We start from the raw sequence: 13976 nt of genomic DNA, 5'->3' as shown, positions 1-13976 counted from the left end.
AACATCATCGCGTTCTTAAAAACTCCCTCAGCAAACCTTAAAAACTTCTTAAGTTATTCGGGCGAACTTCATAACGGTATGAGAAACGCTTCGTTCCTTGGCGCAAGGGTTGCTGCATATGATGCGGCGCATGGAGGTAACAATATGAGCATCAACCACAAACGTCGCGCAGTCGTCGGCGGCCTGTCCACGCTGGCGCTGGCGCCCGCCGCAGTGCTGGGCGCCGCCGCAGTGAAAGCCGCCGTAAAGCCGAACATCCTTTTCATCCTGGCAGACGATATGGGATGGGGCGACCTTAGCGTGTATGGCCAGACTGAGTACCGTACGCCGCACCTGGATAAACTGGCGAAGCAGGGCATTCGTTTGACCCAAGCCTATTCCAATTCCGCTGTTTGCTCTGCAACGCGCTTTGGCCTGATCACGGGCCGCTACCAGTACCGCTTGCGCGGCGGGCTGGAAGAACCGATTGCCGGCGCGGGCAAGCACGGCCTGCCGCCCGAGCATCCGACCCTGCCTTCGCTGTTGAAACAGGCCGGCTACAGCACCGCCTTATTTGGCAAATGGCACCTCGGTTACCTGCCCGCTTTCGGTCCGCTGAAAAGCGGCTACGACAGCTTCTTCGGAAATTACGGCGGCGCCATCGACTATTTCACGCACAAGCCGGGTGTCGGTCCGAACGTCAAGGAAGACCTGTACGAAGGCGAGGTGCCTGTGAGCCAGGTTGGCTATTACACGGACTTGCTGGGCGACCGCGCCGCTGCTTACATCGGCAAGCAAGAGCCCAGCAAACCTTTCTTCCTTTCGCTGCATTACACCGCGCCACACTGGCCGTGGGAGGGGCCGAAGGACGAAGAAGTCTCGCGCTCAATCAGCGCCATTTCCCATTACGATGGCGGCAACCTGGAAACCTACGGGCGCATGGTGGAAGCGCTGGACGCATCGATAGGCCGCGTGTTGGCGGCGCTGGAGCGGCGCGGCCTGGCCGAAAATACCATCGTCATCTTCACCAGCGATAACGGCGGCGAGCGATTCTCACGCACTTGGCCTTTCAGCGGGCAAAAGACCGAGCTGCTGGAGGGGGGTATCCGCGTGCCTGGCCTTGTGCGCTGGCCAGCCCGCATCAAGCCTGGGCAGGTCAGCCAGCAAGTGGCGATCAGCATGGACTGGCTGCCCACGCTTCTGGCGGCAGCCGGCACGGCACCCGATCCGGCCTATCCACCCGATGGCATCAACCTGCTGCCGGTGCTGCAGGGTGAACAGGTGGCACAGCCGCGCAGCCTGTATTGGCGCTACAAGGCCAATGCCCAGCGTGCCCTGCGCGACGGCGACTGGAAATACCTGAAAATTCATAACCAGGAATTCCTGTTCAACCTGGCCGTGGACCAGCGCGAGCGCGCCAACCTGGCCGCGCGAGAGCCGGAGCGCCTGGCTGCGCTGCGCACGCAGTGGGAAGTTTGGGAAGCCGGGATGCTGCCGATCAGCGCCGATGTGCGTACCTATGGTGCCAACGGTCGAGTACAGGCGGACAAGTACAGCCCCGACGCCAACGCCAATGCGAACTAGGGAGAGCGCTGGCGCGTCTTCAGCGTCGCGCCGTCGGGGTCAAACAGCAGCACGTGCTCGCCCATGCGCGGGCGGCCGTCGGGGCCGGGTTCTGGGCGGCCCGGTGGCGTCGACTGGTAAAGCCAGACTTCACGGCCGCTGTCGAAGCGCCTGCTGAGCTGCGGCGGGCCGAAGGCGGCCAATGCTGCCGTGCGGTCGCGCGGAGCGGCTGGGCTGGCGGACGGCGGGTCGTCCATGTATTCAAAACTCAGCAGTGCGTCATCCGGCCAGTTGCGGTCCCATATCGGGGCGAAGTAGCTGCGATCGAGCAGCACCTGGCAATCGCAGTAGGGCATTTCGCTGGCGGGTGGATTGCCCGCATACAGGTCATGGAAGGGCAGGGTGGTGCGCCGCTCGCCCGCCTGTAGCGTGATGGAGAACAGCGGGCGCTCGGCGAAGAACATATAGTTGCCTTGCGGGTCGCCGCACACCTTGTCCGGGCTGCGCAGGTACTCATCCAGCCAGGCGAACAGGTGGGCGTTGTTGGATACCAGCCCCGCTTCCATGCCGACCAGGCATTCGAGCCGCAAATCGCCCAGGCGGCGCATGCCTTCGGGCACCCCGGGGCTGCGCACCTCCGCACGCCATGTCATGGACAAAGTCTTGCGGTTGGCCAGCACCGCAGCATCTTCACGCCATAGCTGCGCGTCGAAATCGAGGGTGAAGCCGTTGTCGGCCGTTATCGCAACCGGCTTGGCGGTGGTGTCGCCCACTACCTTCAGCTTGATGCCGCGCATATCGGTGCCCGGTTGGCGCTGCAGGAGGCGGAAGCGCAACGTGGCCTTGGGCGCCAGCGCGTGCTCGCGCCCGAATCGTTCCACGCCTTTCAGCATCTTGCGGTAGGACTTGTCCACCGGCGAGCGCGTATTGGAGACTTCCACCGTAGGGACTTCCACCGTGGATACCGACAAGACTGTGACAAGCAGCATAGTCGTTTTCCACATAATTCCAGATTGTGGCATTCTCTTTAAATCCATGCATCCTGAATGCGCCAGCAGTGCGCACCACTACTGATGATCAACGATCCTCCTGTGCTTGAGAGTCTGTCCACCCGTTATGAACTTCTGGTGGCCAGCATCAGCGACTATGCGATCTACATGCTCGATACCGTGGGCCGCATCAGCAGCTGGAACGCGGGCGCCCAGCGTTTCAACGGCTGCAGCGAAAGGGAAGCGCTGGGCACGCACTTTTCGCGCTTCCATACGCAGGAAGACCGCGAGGCGGGACTGCCGCAGAAAGCGCTGGCCACTGCCTTGCGCGAAGGGCGTTACGAGGCCGAAGTCTGGCGCGTGCGCAAGGATGGCACGCGTTTCTGGGCCAATGTGGTGATCGACCCGATCTACACGCGCGAAGGCGCGCATGTCGGCTTTGCGAACATTACGCGCGACATCACGGAACGCAAGCGCACCATGGAAGCGCTGCGCGAAAGCGAGCAGAGTTTCCGCTTGCTGGTGCAGGGGGTGATCGACTACGCGATCTATAAGCTGTCGCCGGAAGGCTTGATCACCAACTGGAACCTGGGCGCGGAGCGCATCAAGGGCTATGCGCCGGAAGAAGTGCTTGGCACGCACTATCGCCGCTTCTTCACTGAGCAAGACAAGGCCGATGGCGTGCCGGAACGGGCGCTGGAAATTGCGGTGCGCGAGGGCCGCTACGAAAGCGAAGGCTGGCGCGTGCGCAAGGATGGTACGCAATTCTGGGCGCATGCGGTGATCGATGCACTGTACGATGATGACGGTGAATTGGCCGGTTTTGCCAAGGTTACGCGCGATATCACGGAGCAGCGCCAGGCGCAGGAATCGCTGGAGCAGGCGCGCGCCGCCTTGTTCCAGGCGCAGAAAATGGAATCGATCGGCCAGCTCACGGGCGGCGTGGCGCATGACTTCAACAACCTGCTGGCGGTGGTGTCGAACGGTATCGACATCCTGCGCACCGCGCCGGCGGAAGCGGCCAGCGCGCGCGTGCTGGACAGCATGCGGCGTGCTGTCGAGCGTGGCGCTTCGCTAACGCAACAGCTGCTGGCCTTCGCACGCCAGCAGCCGCTGGCGCCCAGCGTGCAGCAAGTGAACTGGCTGGTGAGTGGATTCGAAGGTGTGTTGCGGCGCGCTGTCGGGCCGTCCATGGGTTTTGAATTGAATCTTGATCCAAGGTTGCGCCAGGCATCCGTCGATGAGGCGCGCTTTGAGGCTGCGTTATTGAACCTCGTGGTGAATGCACGCGATGCGATGCCAGAAGGCGGTACGCTGGAAGTTCGCACGAGCAATGTCACTCTGGCGCCCAACGAAGCCGACTCTCTGCCGGCGGGCGACTATGTACGCGTCAGCGTAGCCGATACCGGCACCGGCATGAGCGAGGAGGTGCGCCTGCGCGCTTTTGAGCCTTTCTACACCACCAAGGAGGTGGGCAAGGGCACGGGCCTGGGCTTGAGCCAGGTATATGGCTTCATGGCCCAATCGGGCGGCGCCGTGACCATCGATACCGAGGTTGGCAAGGGCACCTCGATCAACCTCTACCTGCCGGCGCTGGAAGAATCGCTGCCGGAGGCGCCTGCTCCAGCGCCGCGCGGCGTGCGTGAAGAGAGGGTGCTGATCGTCGAGGATGATCCGCTGGTGATGGAGTCTGCGCGCGAGCTGTTCCAGACCATGGGCTTCGGCACCGTGCACGCCGGCGACGCAGGCGATGCGCTGCGCACCTTGCAGCGCGATCGCAACTTCGACGTGCTGTTCAGCGACGTGATGATGCCGAACGGGATGTCGGGACTGGACCTGGCGCGCGAAGTGCGAAAGCGCTACCCGGACATCAAGATCATCCTGGCATCCGGCTTTCCCCAGGCGGACGAGGAATTCTCCGTGATCGGCAAGCCCTACCGCCTGGCTGACCTGGCGCGCCAGTTGCGCAGCTAGAGTGCGCTGAGGTAGGCCCAGGGATAGATGCCGCGTTCGTGGCCATCGCTGAACACCAGTTGTACGGCATAGGAACCAACCGGCACGATGCGTAACAGGCGCAGGTCGTTGGCGATTGCTAGCGCCTGTCCCGCGCGCTGGGTTGACAGGCAGTCCGCGCAGCGGCAGCTTCGGCGCAGCAGTGCGTTATCGAGCTTTTGCACTCGCGCGTCGGGCCAGTAGATGGCGGTCTGGCCGGCATCGGCGTCATGTTCGATGGACAGTGGTTTCATGCCTGCTCCAACTGCTGTAAGGCCAGGCGCACCGCCTTGCGTACTTCCGGATCGGGATCCTGGACCGCATGCTGCAAGGCCGGCAAGGCGGAGCGCGCGCCGATTTCGCCCAGGGCCAAGGCCGTTTCGCGTCGCAAGTTGGCAATGACGTGGGTAAGCAAGGGCAGCAGGGCGGGCAAGGCAGCCCGGTGGCGCAGCCGTCCCAGGCTGCGCACCGCCCGCAGCCGCACTTGCCAGAAGTCGTCCTGCAGCGCCGCCGCCAACGCAGCACCGGCCTCGGGTTGCCGCAGCTTGCCGAGTGTGGTGGCGGCCTCCTCGCGCACCTGCCAGGCTGGATCGGCCAGCGCGCCGAACAATGCCGGCAGTACCGTTGCATCGCTGGCCAGGCCCAGCGCGCCCGTTGCAGCGCGCCGTACTTCGGTATCGCTGTCGCTGGTTGCCAATCGAGCCAGGGTGGGCAGGGCGGGCGTGTGTTTCAGGTAGCCCAGCACGGCTACGGCCTCACGGCGCACCGCGGCGTCGGCATCATGCAGCGCTGCCAGCGCCGGCCCGATACTGTCCGATGCACGTAACTCTCGCAGCGCACGCAGGATGGCGGCGCGGACAAAGGCTTGTGCATGGCCTGCATATGGCAGCAGGGCCGGCGCCGATTGCGGCAACTTCAATTCGGCCAGGCTTTGCGCCGCGGCGGCGCGCACCTGGGCGTCGGCGTCGTCGAGACGCGCCGCCAGCGCCGCTGCGGTGGCCGGGCTTTCAAAGTCCGATAGCGCCTGCGCGGCGGCAGAGCGCACGCCGGGGCAGGCATCGTCCAGCGCGGCCAGCAGCAGCGGCGTATCGTTGTCGTCGGCTTCGTCGGCCAGGTCCAGCACCGCGATGCGGCGTACGGTGCTGTCGGCGTGCCGCAAGCGTTCTTCTAATGCGATGGTAGTCAAGCTTCCTCCTCAGGTGGCGTAGCGCAGCATTGGTTCGGCAGGCTGCGGATGCAGCAGCTCCAGGCAGCGCCGCTTCAGGCGTACAAAATCCAGTGTTGTGACCAGGTCGGCGCGCCGCGGACGCGGGAAATCGAGCCGGATTTCTTCGACGATGCGGCCGGGCCGCTCACTCATGACCAGGATGCGGTCGGCCAGGAACAGCGCCTCGTCGATATCGTGGGTGATGAAGACCACGGTGGTGCGGATGCGTGCCCACACGTCGAGCAGCAATTGCTGCATCTTCAGGCGGGTCTGCGCATCGAGGGCGGCGAACGGTTCGTCCATCAGCAGCACGCGCGGGTCATTGATCAGGACACGCGCGATTTCCACGCGTTGCTGCATGCCGCCCGAGAGCTGGGCCGGATAGCTGGCCGCATGCTCCCGCAGGCCGACCAGCTGCAGCAGTTCCAGCGCGCGCTCGCGCCGTTCGGCGCGCGGCACGCCGCGAACCTTGAGGCCGAAGGCGATGTTGTCGAGCACGGACTTCCACGGGAAGAGCGTGTGCTGCTGGAACACCAGGCCGCGCTCGGGATGCGGGCCGCGCACCGGCTGGCCGTCGACCAGCACAGTGCCGGCGCTGGGCTGCAAGTGTCCGGCCAGCGCGCCCAGCAGGGTGGACTTGCCGCAGCCGGATGGGCCAAGTACGCACAGGAATTCTCCCGGACTGGCCGCCAGCGACAGGCCTTGCACCGCATCCAGCGCGGCTTTGCCTTCGCCGAGGCGGATGTGCAGGCCGCTGATATCGATCGCTCCATGACTCATGCTGTTTTCCTCCCAATGAAATACCAGGGCATCAGCGCGTTGCCGGCAAGGCGCACCAGCAGGCTGCTGCCCATGCCGAACACGCCGATGGCCAGCATGCCGACGATGATGTCCGGGTAGTCCTGCACGATGTAGGATGACCAGGTGTAATAGCCGATGCCGAACTGGCCGGAAATCATTTCCGCGGTGACGAGGCAAAACCAGGCCGTTCCCATGCCGATCGACAGGCCGGTGACAATGCTGGGCGCTGCGCCCGGCAGGATCACGTTGGCGAATACCGCCGCGCCGCGTCCGCCCAGGCTGCGCGCCGACGCCACCAGGCGTGCATCGATGCCTTCCACGCCGTGGATGGTATTGAGCAGGATGGGGAATAGCGCGCCGATGAAGGTGATGAACACCATCGACAGTTCGGACGATGGGAACATCAGGATCGCCAGCGGTATCCATGCCACGGCGGGAATGGGGCGCAGTACTTCCAGCGGCGGCAGCAGGGCCGCGGCAAGCAGGCGGGAACGCCCGATCAGCAGCCCCAGCGCGATTCCCAGTGCAGCGGCGACAGCGTAGCCGGCAAACACGCGGCCGATGCTGGCCGACAGGTGCGTGCCCAGCTTGGGCGATTGCAGCAGCCTTGCGGCGGCTTGCAGCGTTTCCTGCGGCGATGGCACGTTGCGGAAACTGGCCACGCCGAAGTCGATATGGTGCGTTGATGCCCAGTTCCAGGCCAGCACGCAGGCAGCCAGTGAAGCGCCGCGCACCAGGCCGCGCAGCAGGCGGGGACTCAGGGTAGCCATGGTCTTCCTCACCCAGCCACGGCGGCCTTGGCGCCTTCGAAGTCCAGCACCTTGCCTTTGACCTTGCGCGCCCAGGCTTCGGCCGACTCTTTCAGCAGGAAGGCGTTGATTTCCTTCTTGCCGCTGCTGACGAACCAGGCGTCGCCGGCAAATAGCTTGATGCCGCTGTTGCGATCCTGGGCGTAGACGGCGCGCACCTTGCGGCCAGCCTTCTCCAGCTTGGCCAGGTCGGCCAGGGCCAGTTCAGGCGAAGCATAGTGGCGCACCAGGTGTTCGCCGCTGACCCAGATCTGCGCCAGGCGCAGGGAGTCCGTGATCGGCTTGCCGGTGGCAGCATCCTTGCCTACCAGCGGCTGTTTGGCGTAGTTCTTCAGCTGGGCATCGTAATCGAGGCCGGCTTGCTGGAAGGCGCTGCGCACGTAGCGGTCGTCGATAAAGCTGTCGGCGTCGAGGTCCTGGTCGGTGCGTTTGAGCAGGCGCAAGGTTTCGATCGAGGTGCGCACGGCCTGGCGGTACTCCGGCTTCCAGCTCAAGTCGCGGGTCTGCAGCCCGAGCGGACCGTGGAACAGGTAGTTCACTTCAGCCTCGATGCCGGTCACCTTGGCCACCAGTTCGCTATATTTCTCAGGCTCGGCGGCGAACAGGCGGTCGGCCTCGATGGCGGCGCGCACGAAGGCAACCACGATCTCCGGATACTTGCGGGCGTAGGCCGCATCAACCAGGCTGCCGTGCAGGGTCGGCGCGTTGGCTTGCGAGCCGTCATAGATCTTGCGGGCGTAGCCGCGGTGCGGGAACAGTTCGGCGAAGGGTACGAAGTCGGCATGGGCGTCGACCTTGTTGCTTTGCAGGGCGGAGCCGGCGATTTCCGGCGCCTGCGTGGTGATGTTGACGTCCTTGTCCGGGTCCCAGCCCTGGGCCTTGACCGCGCGCAGCAGCATGCCGTGCGCGGTGGAGGCGAATGGCACGGAAATGGTCTTGCCTTTCAGTTCGGCCAGCGACTGCACCGCCGATGCCTTTGGCACCACGATGCCGTTGCCGCTGCCGGTGGTGCTGCCGGACAGCACGTTGATGAACAGGCTTTGGCGGCCAGCCTTGGCGAAGGCGGCGCCATTGAAGGAGCCGGGGAAGTCGGCCATCGAGCCCAGGTCCAGCTTGCCGGCCACCATTTCATTGGTCAGCGGCGCGCCTGATGTGAAGTTCTTCCATTGGATATCGTACTGCGCGTCCTTGTACTTGCCGTCGTGCGGCAGGTACTTCTCCAGCAGTTTCAGTTCGCGGATCAGGATGCCGCCGGTGGCGCAATTGATGGTTGTGTCCTGGGTGCCGATAGCGACGCGGATGGTTTCGGCGCTCGCGGCGCCGGCCAGCAGCGCGAGGGTCAATCCGATGACAGGCAGTTTCATATTTGGCTTTCCTAAAGAGTTATCGCAGCAGGTAGGGGATGTCGACGTGAATGGCGCCGGTAGGGCAGTCTTTTTCGCAAGGCATGCAGTACCAGCATTCATCGAACTGCATGTAAGCCTTGCCTTTGATGAAATCGATCGCCAGCACGTCGAGCGGGCAGACATCGACGCAGACCGTGCAGCCTTTGTGCGCAATGCACTTGTCTTCGTCGACGCTGACCGGAACGCTAGTGATGTGCGAGGTGATTGGCATGTTGTGGTTCCTCCTTATTGATGCGCAGGCGCTGGTAGGCTTTCTTTTCTTCCTCGTCCAGCGCGACGATGTATGGTTCGATCGGGCGTTTGAAACAGGCCATCACGCCGTCCTTCTTTTGCAGCTGCACGTGCACGAACCAGTCGGCATCGTTGCTGTGCGGGTGGTCTACCCGGTAGTGGTACAGGCCCCAGCGGCTTTCAGTGCGGTACAGCGAGGCGCGCGCCGCCATTTCTGCGCAATCGCGGATCGCGTGGACTTCCATCGCCCGCATCAGTTCATGCGGGTTGCGCGCCGACATGCGGTCCAGGTCTTCCCGGATGGCCTCGAAGCGCTGCAGGCCGATTTCCATCTTGCGTGTCACCTTGGGCGGCTGCAGGTAGTCGTTCACCATGCGGCGCAGCTTGTATTCGACCTGGCCGGGCGGCAGGCCGTCGCTGCGGCCAAGCGGAGCCCACACGCGCTGGCGTTCCTGTTCGACTTGCGACTCATCCAGCGCAGGCAGCTCGCGGCTGGCGCAGTAGCGTGCCGAGCTCTCGCCGGCCAGCTTGCCGTAGACGAACGCTCCCAGCATGTAGTTGTGCGGAACGCAGGCCAGGTCGCCCGCCGCATGCAGGCCGGGCACCGTGGTTTGACCATGTTCGTCAACCCACACGCCGGATGCGGAGTGGCCGCTGCACAGGCCGATCTCGGAGATGTGCATTTCCACCATCTGCTCACGGTAATCGGTGCCGCGGCCCTCGTGGAAACGGCCGCGGCTCGGCCGCTCGTTGGTGTGCAGGATGGTTTCGATGGTGCTGATGGTTTCTTCCGCCAAGTGGTCCAGCTTCAGGAACACGGGGCCGTCGCCGCCTTGCAGTTCGCGGTAGAACTCCATCATCATCTGGCCGCTCCAGTAATCGCATTCGATGAAGCGTTCGCCCTTGTTGTTCGTCGTGTAGCCGCCGAACGGGCCGGTGACGTAGGCGCAGGCAGGGCCGTTGTAATCCTTGATCAGAGGATTGATCTGGAAGCACTCGATGCCCGACAGCTCGGCGCCCGCATGGTAGGCCATGCTGTAGCCGTCGCCGGCATTGGTGGGGTTTTCATAGGTCCCGAACAGGTAGCCGGAGGCCGGAAGGCCAAGCCGCCCCGCCGCGCCGGTCGCCAGCACCACAGCCTTGGCGCGGATCACGTGGAAGTCGCCGGTACGGCAATCGAAGGCCATGGCCCCGGCGATGCTGCCGTCCGCTGCCGTGAGCAGGCGCGTGGCGACCAGGCGATTGGTGATCTCGATGCGGGTGCGCTTCAGGCGGCGATACAGCACCTTCTTGATATCGTGGCCTTCAGGCATCGGCAGGACGTAGGTGCCCATGTGGTGGACCTTGCGCATGGCGTAGTCGCCGGTTTCGTCCTTTTCAAAACGCACACCCCAGTCGTTCAGCTCTTCGATCATGGCGTAGCTGTTCCGGGCATAAGCCATGACGGTCTTCTGGTTGACGATGCCGTCGTTGGCGGTGGTAATTTCCTTCACATACTGCTCGGGCGTGGCGAAACCCGGGACGACGGCGTTGTTCAAGCCGTCCATGCCCATCGAAATTGCTCCGCTGCGCTTCACGTTGGCTTTCTCCAGCAGGAGAACGCGCAATGCGGGATTGGCTTCCTTGGCTTTTACCGCTGCCATCGGGCCGGCGGTGCCGCCGCCGATGACCAGTACGTCGACAGTCTGGATATGCGTTTCCATGCTTACTCCTGGGTTGGTGTGCGGCGCGCCAGCTGCAGCCGGTACTGGAAGGCGTCGCCGCGAAAGTAGAGGTATTCGAAGTCGAGCGGCCGCCGGGCCGCGGTATGGGTCAGCCGTTCTATGCGCAGCACGGGCATGCCGACGGAAATCTGCAGTGCGGCCGCCACTTCCATGTCGGCCGGCGCTGCATCGATGCTCAGGCTGGCCTGGCCGAGCGCGATGCCGTAATCGTTTTCCAGGATGAGGAAGATGTCGCGCCTTGCCAGGTCTTCGCGGCGCAGGCGGTCGCCCAGCGCTTCGCTGACGTAGGTCAGTTCCAGCGATACCGGTTCGCGGTTCAGCAAACGGATGCGGCGGATCTCCGCGAGCGGCGTACCTTCTCCGACTTGCAGGTGCTGCGCAAGCTTGCTCGTTGCCGGCACAGTGCGGATGCCGGTCACGCGGTTGTAGATCTCATGTCCCTGGCGCGACATTGCTTCCGCGAAGCCTTCGAGCTGGGTCAGTTCCTGGAATGCTTTCGGCTTGCTGACGAAGGTGCCCTTGCCGGGTACCTTGAAGATCAGGCCTTCGATTTGCAGGTCGTGCAAGGCTTGTCGCACGGTGATGCGGCTGACGTCGAAGATGCTGCCGATCTCGCTCTCCGGCGGAAGCTGCGAATGCGGAGGGTAGGTGCCGTCGAGGATGCCTTCACGCAGGCTTTCCTTGACCTGGGTGTAGAGCGGAACCGGCGACAGTGCGAGAGTACGTGTCATAACAAGTCATGATTGATTTGATGGACAAATCTTATCGACGACGTAATTGCGCGGGAACGAATGGATTCGCGCTTGCTTATGCGCACAGCAAATGGCGGGAAAGCAGCATAAGCAAATGCGTAAAGCGAATTCCTGTACTTCAATGGGCTACACTTATGCGCTTCAGGCAATCGGAGACAATAGACATGAAAAAATTGGTATTGGGTGGCTTGGCGGTGCTGATGGCCGGCAGCGCCATGGCGGCATCGGTGCAAGACGTGGCGGAGCGTTACCGCAAGCTGGTGCTGGCGATCGGCCAGCATGACAGCAGCTATGTCGACGCCTATTACGGCCCGCCGGAGCTGGAGAAGCAGGCAGTGAAGAACAAGCAAAGCCTGGCTTCGATTAAAGCTGACGTGGCGGTGGCTCAGCGCGACATCGCGATGCAAAAGGCACACAACGCCGACGAGGCCCTGCGCATTGAATTCCTGTCCAAGCAGTTGAAATCGATGCATGCCCGTGTCGAGATGCTGGAAGGACGCAAGTTCAGTTTCGACGAAGAGACCGCGTTGCTGTACGACGCAGTGACGCCGCACCATGACCGCGCTTATTACCTGGCCTTGGTGGCGCAAGTCGACAAGCTGCTGCCCGGTACGGAGCCGCTGCCTGAGCGCTTGAAGGCGTTCCGCGCGAAGTTCGTGATCCCGAAAGACAAACTGCAAGCGGTGTTCGACGCGTCCATCGCGGCATGCCGCGAGCGCACCGCAGCCTTCATGGATCTGCCGAAGAACGAAAGCTTCGTGATGGAGTTCGTGACCAATAAACCGTGGTCCGGCTATAACTGGTACAAGGGCAACGCGCATAGCCTGATCCAGATTAATACCGAATTCCCGATCTATATCGACCGTGCGGTGGACCTGGGCTGCCATGAAGGCTACCCTGGCCACCACGTCTACAACGCGCTGCTGGAGCAGTCGCTGGTCAAGCAGCGCAAGTGGGTGGAGTTCAGCGTGTACCCGCTGTTCTCGCCGATGTCGCTGATTGCCGAAGGCAGCGCGAACTATGGCATCGAGATGGCCTTCCCGGACGATGAGCGCCTGGCCTTCGAACAGAAGGTGCTGTACCCGCTGGCGGGCCTGGATCCGGCCTTGGCGCCGCAGTACGCTCAGTTATTGAAGCTGCTGGGCAAGCTGAGCTACTCCGACAACGATGCGGCGCAGGCCTATCTGGAAGGGAAATGGACGCGCGAGCAGACCATTGAGTGGCTGGTGAATGTGTCGCTGTACCCGCCGGAGAAATCGGCGCAGCGACTGTCCTTTTATGATGCGAACCGCGGCTATGTGATCAATTACAACCTGGGCAAGGATATGGTCAAAGCCTGGACTGAAAAGCATGTGACGGCCACCGATCCGGCGGCCGCCCGCAAGCAGCGCTGGGAAGCATTCAAGAGCCTGCTATCTTCGCCACGCCTGCCATCCGGCCTGCGTTAAGCGGCTTTCTTCGTGCTCAGGCATTCCTTCATGAATGCCTTGCGCTCATCGCCCTTCTTGCCTGTAGCGTCGGCGTTGCAGGTCTTCATCTTGTCCTGCTGCGTCACTGGCGCGGCAGGTTTCGCGCTCAGGCATTCCTTCATGAATGCTTTGCGCTCATCGCCTTTCTTGCCTTCGGCTTCTTTATTGCAGGTGGTCATTTTGGACTGCTGGGAGTTCTTTGCCGGGGCTGGCGCCGCAGCAAAGGCAGCGGAACAAGACAGAGCCAGGGCAGCAACGATCAGTTTTTTCATGAGGGTTCCTCGTAACAGTTGAGTTGGTCTTGCGACAGTAACTATACATAGAAAAACGCCACCCGAGGGTGGCGTTTTTCTTTTTCAGTCTGCCCGCAATCAGGCTTGCTTGCGGCGGCGTGCGGCCATGGCCGCCAGGCCAAGGCCCAGCAGCGCCATCGAGCCTGGTTCTGGAATGCCGCTTGGATCCGCGGCTCCGAGCGTGATGTTGTCAAAGCCAATCTGGTTGACGGTGCCGCCAAAATCGACCGAATGGGCAATGCCCGCAAACGCGACGCCGATCGGTGTCCAAAGGCAGGCGCCGCCGGTCGGATCGCCCGAGCAGTTGTTAGGAAGGGCGGCGAGATTGATCGTGGCCAGCACATTGCCGGTGCCATTCAAGCCGTCGTAGACGTTGACGAAGCCGCTGGAGAAGGCGGCGTAGTAGAAGGAGAAGCCAGTGTCGAAACCAGCGGCCACGTTCATGGTGGCAGCAGCGCCGCTAGTAAAGAACAGGATGGTGCTGGCCGAAGGTTCATTGGCGAAATTGCCGCTGCCGCCAGCGTCGGAGTCGATCAGGCCCAGGCTGGACGTCGAAAAATTAATGCCGAAATTCGTGCCGCTGTTGCCGGCGCTATCGGTGCCCCCGTTATAAAAATCATTGACGCTGGCCTGGTCGCCGACGCCTTCGAAAGTGAGGCTGATTGGACTGGCGCTGGCCTGGATGGCAGCACCCATAAAGGCCAGTGCTGCAGCCATTTTGACGAGTTTTGCGACACGCATTGTGAGCTCCTTCTGGTTAA

At 62.8% G+C, this 13976-nt stretch carries 14 protein-coding genes; 3 read left to right on the top strand and 11 right to left on the bottom strand.

All coding sequences use genetic code 11. From position 1 onward, the window contains the following. Positions 1 to 144 precede the first annotated feature (144 nt). Positions 145 to 1563, top strand: coding sequence for a sulfatase family protein (locus AC1RTP_RS22985; RefSeq protein ID WP_498610847.1), 1419 nt, complete (start codon positions 145 to 147; stop codon positions 1561 to 1563). Here the strand turns inward: AC1RTP_RS22985 and AC1RTP_RS22980 are convergent. Next, the gene (locus AC1RTP_RS22980) at positions 1560 to 2531 is read right to left on the bottom strand and encodes a hypothetical protein (protein ID WP_498610845.1); all 972 of its coding nucleotides are present in this window, start codon (positions 2529 to 2531) and stop codon (positions 1560 to 1562) included. The genes AC1RTP_RS22985 and AC1RTP_RS22980 overlap by 4 nt on opposite strands. An 84-nt stretch (positions 2532 to 2615) precedes the next feature. Here AC1RTP_RS22980 and AC1RTP_RS22975 point away from each other — a divergent pair, with 84 nt between their 5' ends. Continuing rightward, positions 2616 to 4505: a hybrid sensor histidine kinase/response regulator gene (locus AC1RTP_RS22975; RefSeq protein WP_498610843.1), complete on the top strand. Its 1890-nt coding sequence runs from the start codon at positions 2616 to 2618 to the stop codon at positions 4503 to 4505. Here the strand turns inward: AC1RTP_RS22975 and AC1RTP_RS22970 are convergent. From AC1RTP_RS22970 to AC1RTP_RS22935, 8 genes are read right to left on the bottom strand one after another with little or no spacing between them, the layout of a single operon-like run. Continuing rightward, positions 4502 to 4777 carry a DUF971 domain-containing protein gene (locus AC1RTP_RS22970; RefSeq protein ID WP_498610841.1) on the bottom strand — a complete coding sequence of 92 codons (276 nt, stop codon included), beginning with the start codon at positions 4775 to 4777 and terminating at the stop codon, positions 4502 to 4504. The two genes, AC1RTP_RS22975 and AC1RTP_RS22970, sit on opposite strands and share 4 nt — an antisense overlap. Then, on the bottom strand, positions 4774 to 5709 hold the full coding sequence (locus AC1RTP_RS22965) for a HEAT repeat domain-containing protein (RefSeq protein WP_498610839.1): 936 nt from the start codon (positions 5707 to 5709) through the stop codon (positions 4774 to 4776). The genes AC1RTP_RS22970 and AC1RTP_RS22965 overlap by 4 nt, the downstream gene beginning before the upstream one ends. A gap of 9 nt (positions 5710 to 5718) precedes the next feature. After that, positions 5719 to 6510 carry an ABC transporter ATP-binding protein gene (locus AC1RTP_RS22960; RefSeq protein ID WP_498610837.1) on the bottom strand — a complete coding sequence of 264 codons (792 nt, stop codon included), beginning with the start codon at positions 6508 to 6510 and terminating at the stop codon, positions 5719 to 5721. After that, on the bottom strand, positions 6507 to 7301 hold the full coding sequence (locus AC1RTP_RS22955; RefSeq protein WP_498610836.1) for an ABC transporter permease: 795 nt from the start codon (positions 7299 to 7301) through the stop codon (positions 6507 to 6509). Before AC1RTP_RS22955 ends, AC1RTP_RS22960 begins: the two co-directional genes overlap by 4 nt. Positions 7302 to 7309: 8 nt before the next feature. Continuing rightward, a complete protein-coding gene (locus tag AC1RTP_RS22950) occupies positions 7310 to 8704 on the bottom strand; it encodes an ABC transporter substrate-binding protein (RefSeq protein ID WP_498610834.1) in 1395 nt (464 codons plus the stop codon). A gap of 19 nt (positions 8705 to 8723) precedes the next feature. Then, positions 8724 to 8957, bottom strand: a complete 234-nt coding sequence (locus tag AC1RTP_RS22945) for a 4Fe-4S dicluster domain-containing protein (RefSeq protein WP_498610832.1) — start codon at positions 8955 to 8957, stop codon at positions 8724 to 8726. After that, positions 8932 to 10680, bottom strand: coding sequence for a fumarate reductase/succinate dehydrogenase flavoprotein subunit (locus tag AC1RTP_RS22940; RefSeq protein WP_498610829.1), 1749 nt, complete (start codon positions 10678 to 10680; stop codon positions 8932 to 8934). Before AC1RTP_RS22940 ends, AC1RTP_RS22945 begins: the two co-directional genes overlap by 26 nt. A gap of 2 nt (positions 10681 to 10682) precedes the next feature. After that, a complete protein-coding gene (locus AC1RTP_RS22935; RefSeq protein WP_498610827.1) occupies positions 10683 to 11432 on the bottom strand; it encodes a GntR family transcriptional regulator in 750 nt (249 codons plus the stop codon). A 185-nt stretch (positions 11433 to 11617) separates the two neighbouring features. Between AC1RTP_RS22935 and AC1RTP_RS22930 the strand changes: the two genes are divergently transcribed. Then, complete coding sequence (locus tag AC1RTP_RS22930; RefSeq protein ID WP_498610825.1) at positions 11618 to 12901, top strand: hypothetical protein; 1284 nt, start codon at positions 11618 to 11620, stop codon at positions 12899 to 12901. Here the strand turns inward: AC1RTP_RS22930 and AC1RTP_RS22925 are convergent. Continuing rightward, a complete protein-coding gene (locus AC1RTP_RS22925; RefSeq protein WP_498610823.1) occupies positions 12898 to 13194 on the bottom strand; it encodes a PsiF family protein in 297 nt (98 codons plus the stop codon). The genes AC1RTP_RS22930 and AC1RTP_RS22925 overlap by 4 nt on opposite strands. 99 nt (positions 13195 to 13293) lie before the next feature. After that, on the bottom strand, positions 13294 to 13956 hold the full coding sequence (locus AC1RTP_RS22920) for a PEP-CTERM sorting domain-containing protein (protein ID WP_498610821.1): 663 nt from the start codon (positions 13954 to 13956) through the stop codon (positions 13294 to 13296). Positions 13957 to 13976 lie beyond the last annotated feature (20 nt).

The sequence above is a fragment of the Pseudoduganella sp. GW821-FHT11H04 genome (assembly GCF_058807935.1).
The sequence above is the reverse complement of the archived record's forward strand: the minus strand, read 5'-3'. Positions and strand labels throughout refer to the sequence as shown.

Bases quoted from the DNA above. Each gene is read 5' to 3' on its own strand.
- AC1RTP_RS22985 (WP_498610847.1), top strand. From the start codon at position 145: ATGAGCATCAACCACAAACGTCGCGCAGTCGTCGGCGGCCTGTCCACG.
- AC1RTP_RS22980 (WP_498610845.1), bottom strand. From the start codon at position 2,531: ATGCTGCTTGTCACAGTCTTGTCGGTATCCACGGTGGAAGTCCCTACG.
- AC1RTP_RS22975 (WP_498610843.1), top strand. From the start codon at position 2,616: ATGATCAACGATCCTCCTGTGCTTGAGAGTCTGTCCACCCGTTATGAA.
- AC1RTP_RS22970 (WP_498610841.1), bottom strand. From the start codon at position 4,777: ATGAAACCACTGTCCATCGAACATGACGCCGATGCCGGCCAGACCGCC.
- AC1RTP_RS22960 (WP_498610837.1), bottom strand. From the start codon at position 6,510: ATGAGTCATGGAGCGATCGATATCAGCGGCCTGCACATCCGCCTCGGC.
- AC1RTP_RS22955 (WP_498610836.1), bottom strand. From the start codon at position 7,301: ATGGCTACCCTGAGTCCCCGCCTGCTGCGCGGCCTGGTGCGCGGCGCT.
- AC1RTP_RS22950 (WP_498610834.1), bottom strand. From the start codon at position 8,704: ATGAAACTGCCTGTCATCGGATTGACCCTCGCGCTGCTGGCCGGCGCC.
- AC1RTP_RS22945 (WP_498610832.1), bottom strand. From the start codon at position 8,957: ATGCCAATCACCTCGCACATCACTAGCGTTCCGGTCAGCGTCGACGAA.
- AC1RTP_RS22940 (WP_498610829.1), bottom strand. From the start codon at position 10,680: ATGGAAACGCATATCCAGACTGTCGACGTACTGGTCATCGGCGGCGGC.
- AC1RTP_RS22935 (WP_498610827.1), bottom strand. From the start codon at position 11,432: ATGACACGTACTCTCGCACTGTCGCCGGTTCCGCTCTACACCCAGGTC.
- AC1RTP_RS22930 (WP_498610825.1), top strand. From the start codon at position 11,618: ATGAAAAAATTGGTATTGGGTGGCTTGGCGGTGCTGATGGCCGGCAGC.
- AC1RTP_RS22925 (WP_498610823.1), bottom strand. From the start codon at position 13,194: ATGAAAAAACTGATCGTTGCTGCCCTGGCTCTGTCTTGTTCCGCTGCC.
- AC1RTP_RS22920 (WP_498610821.1), bottom strand. From the start codon at position 13,956: ATGCGTGTCGCAAAACTCGTCAAAATGGCTGCAGCACTGGCCTTTATG.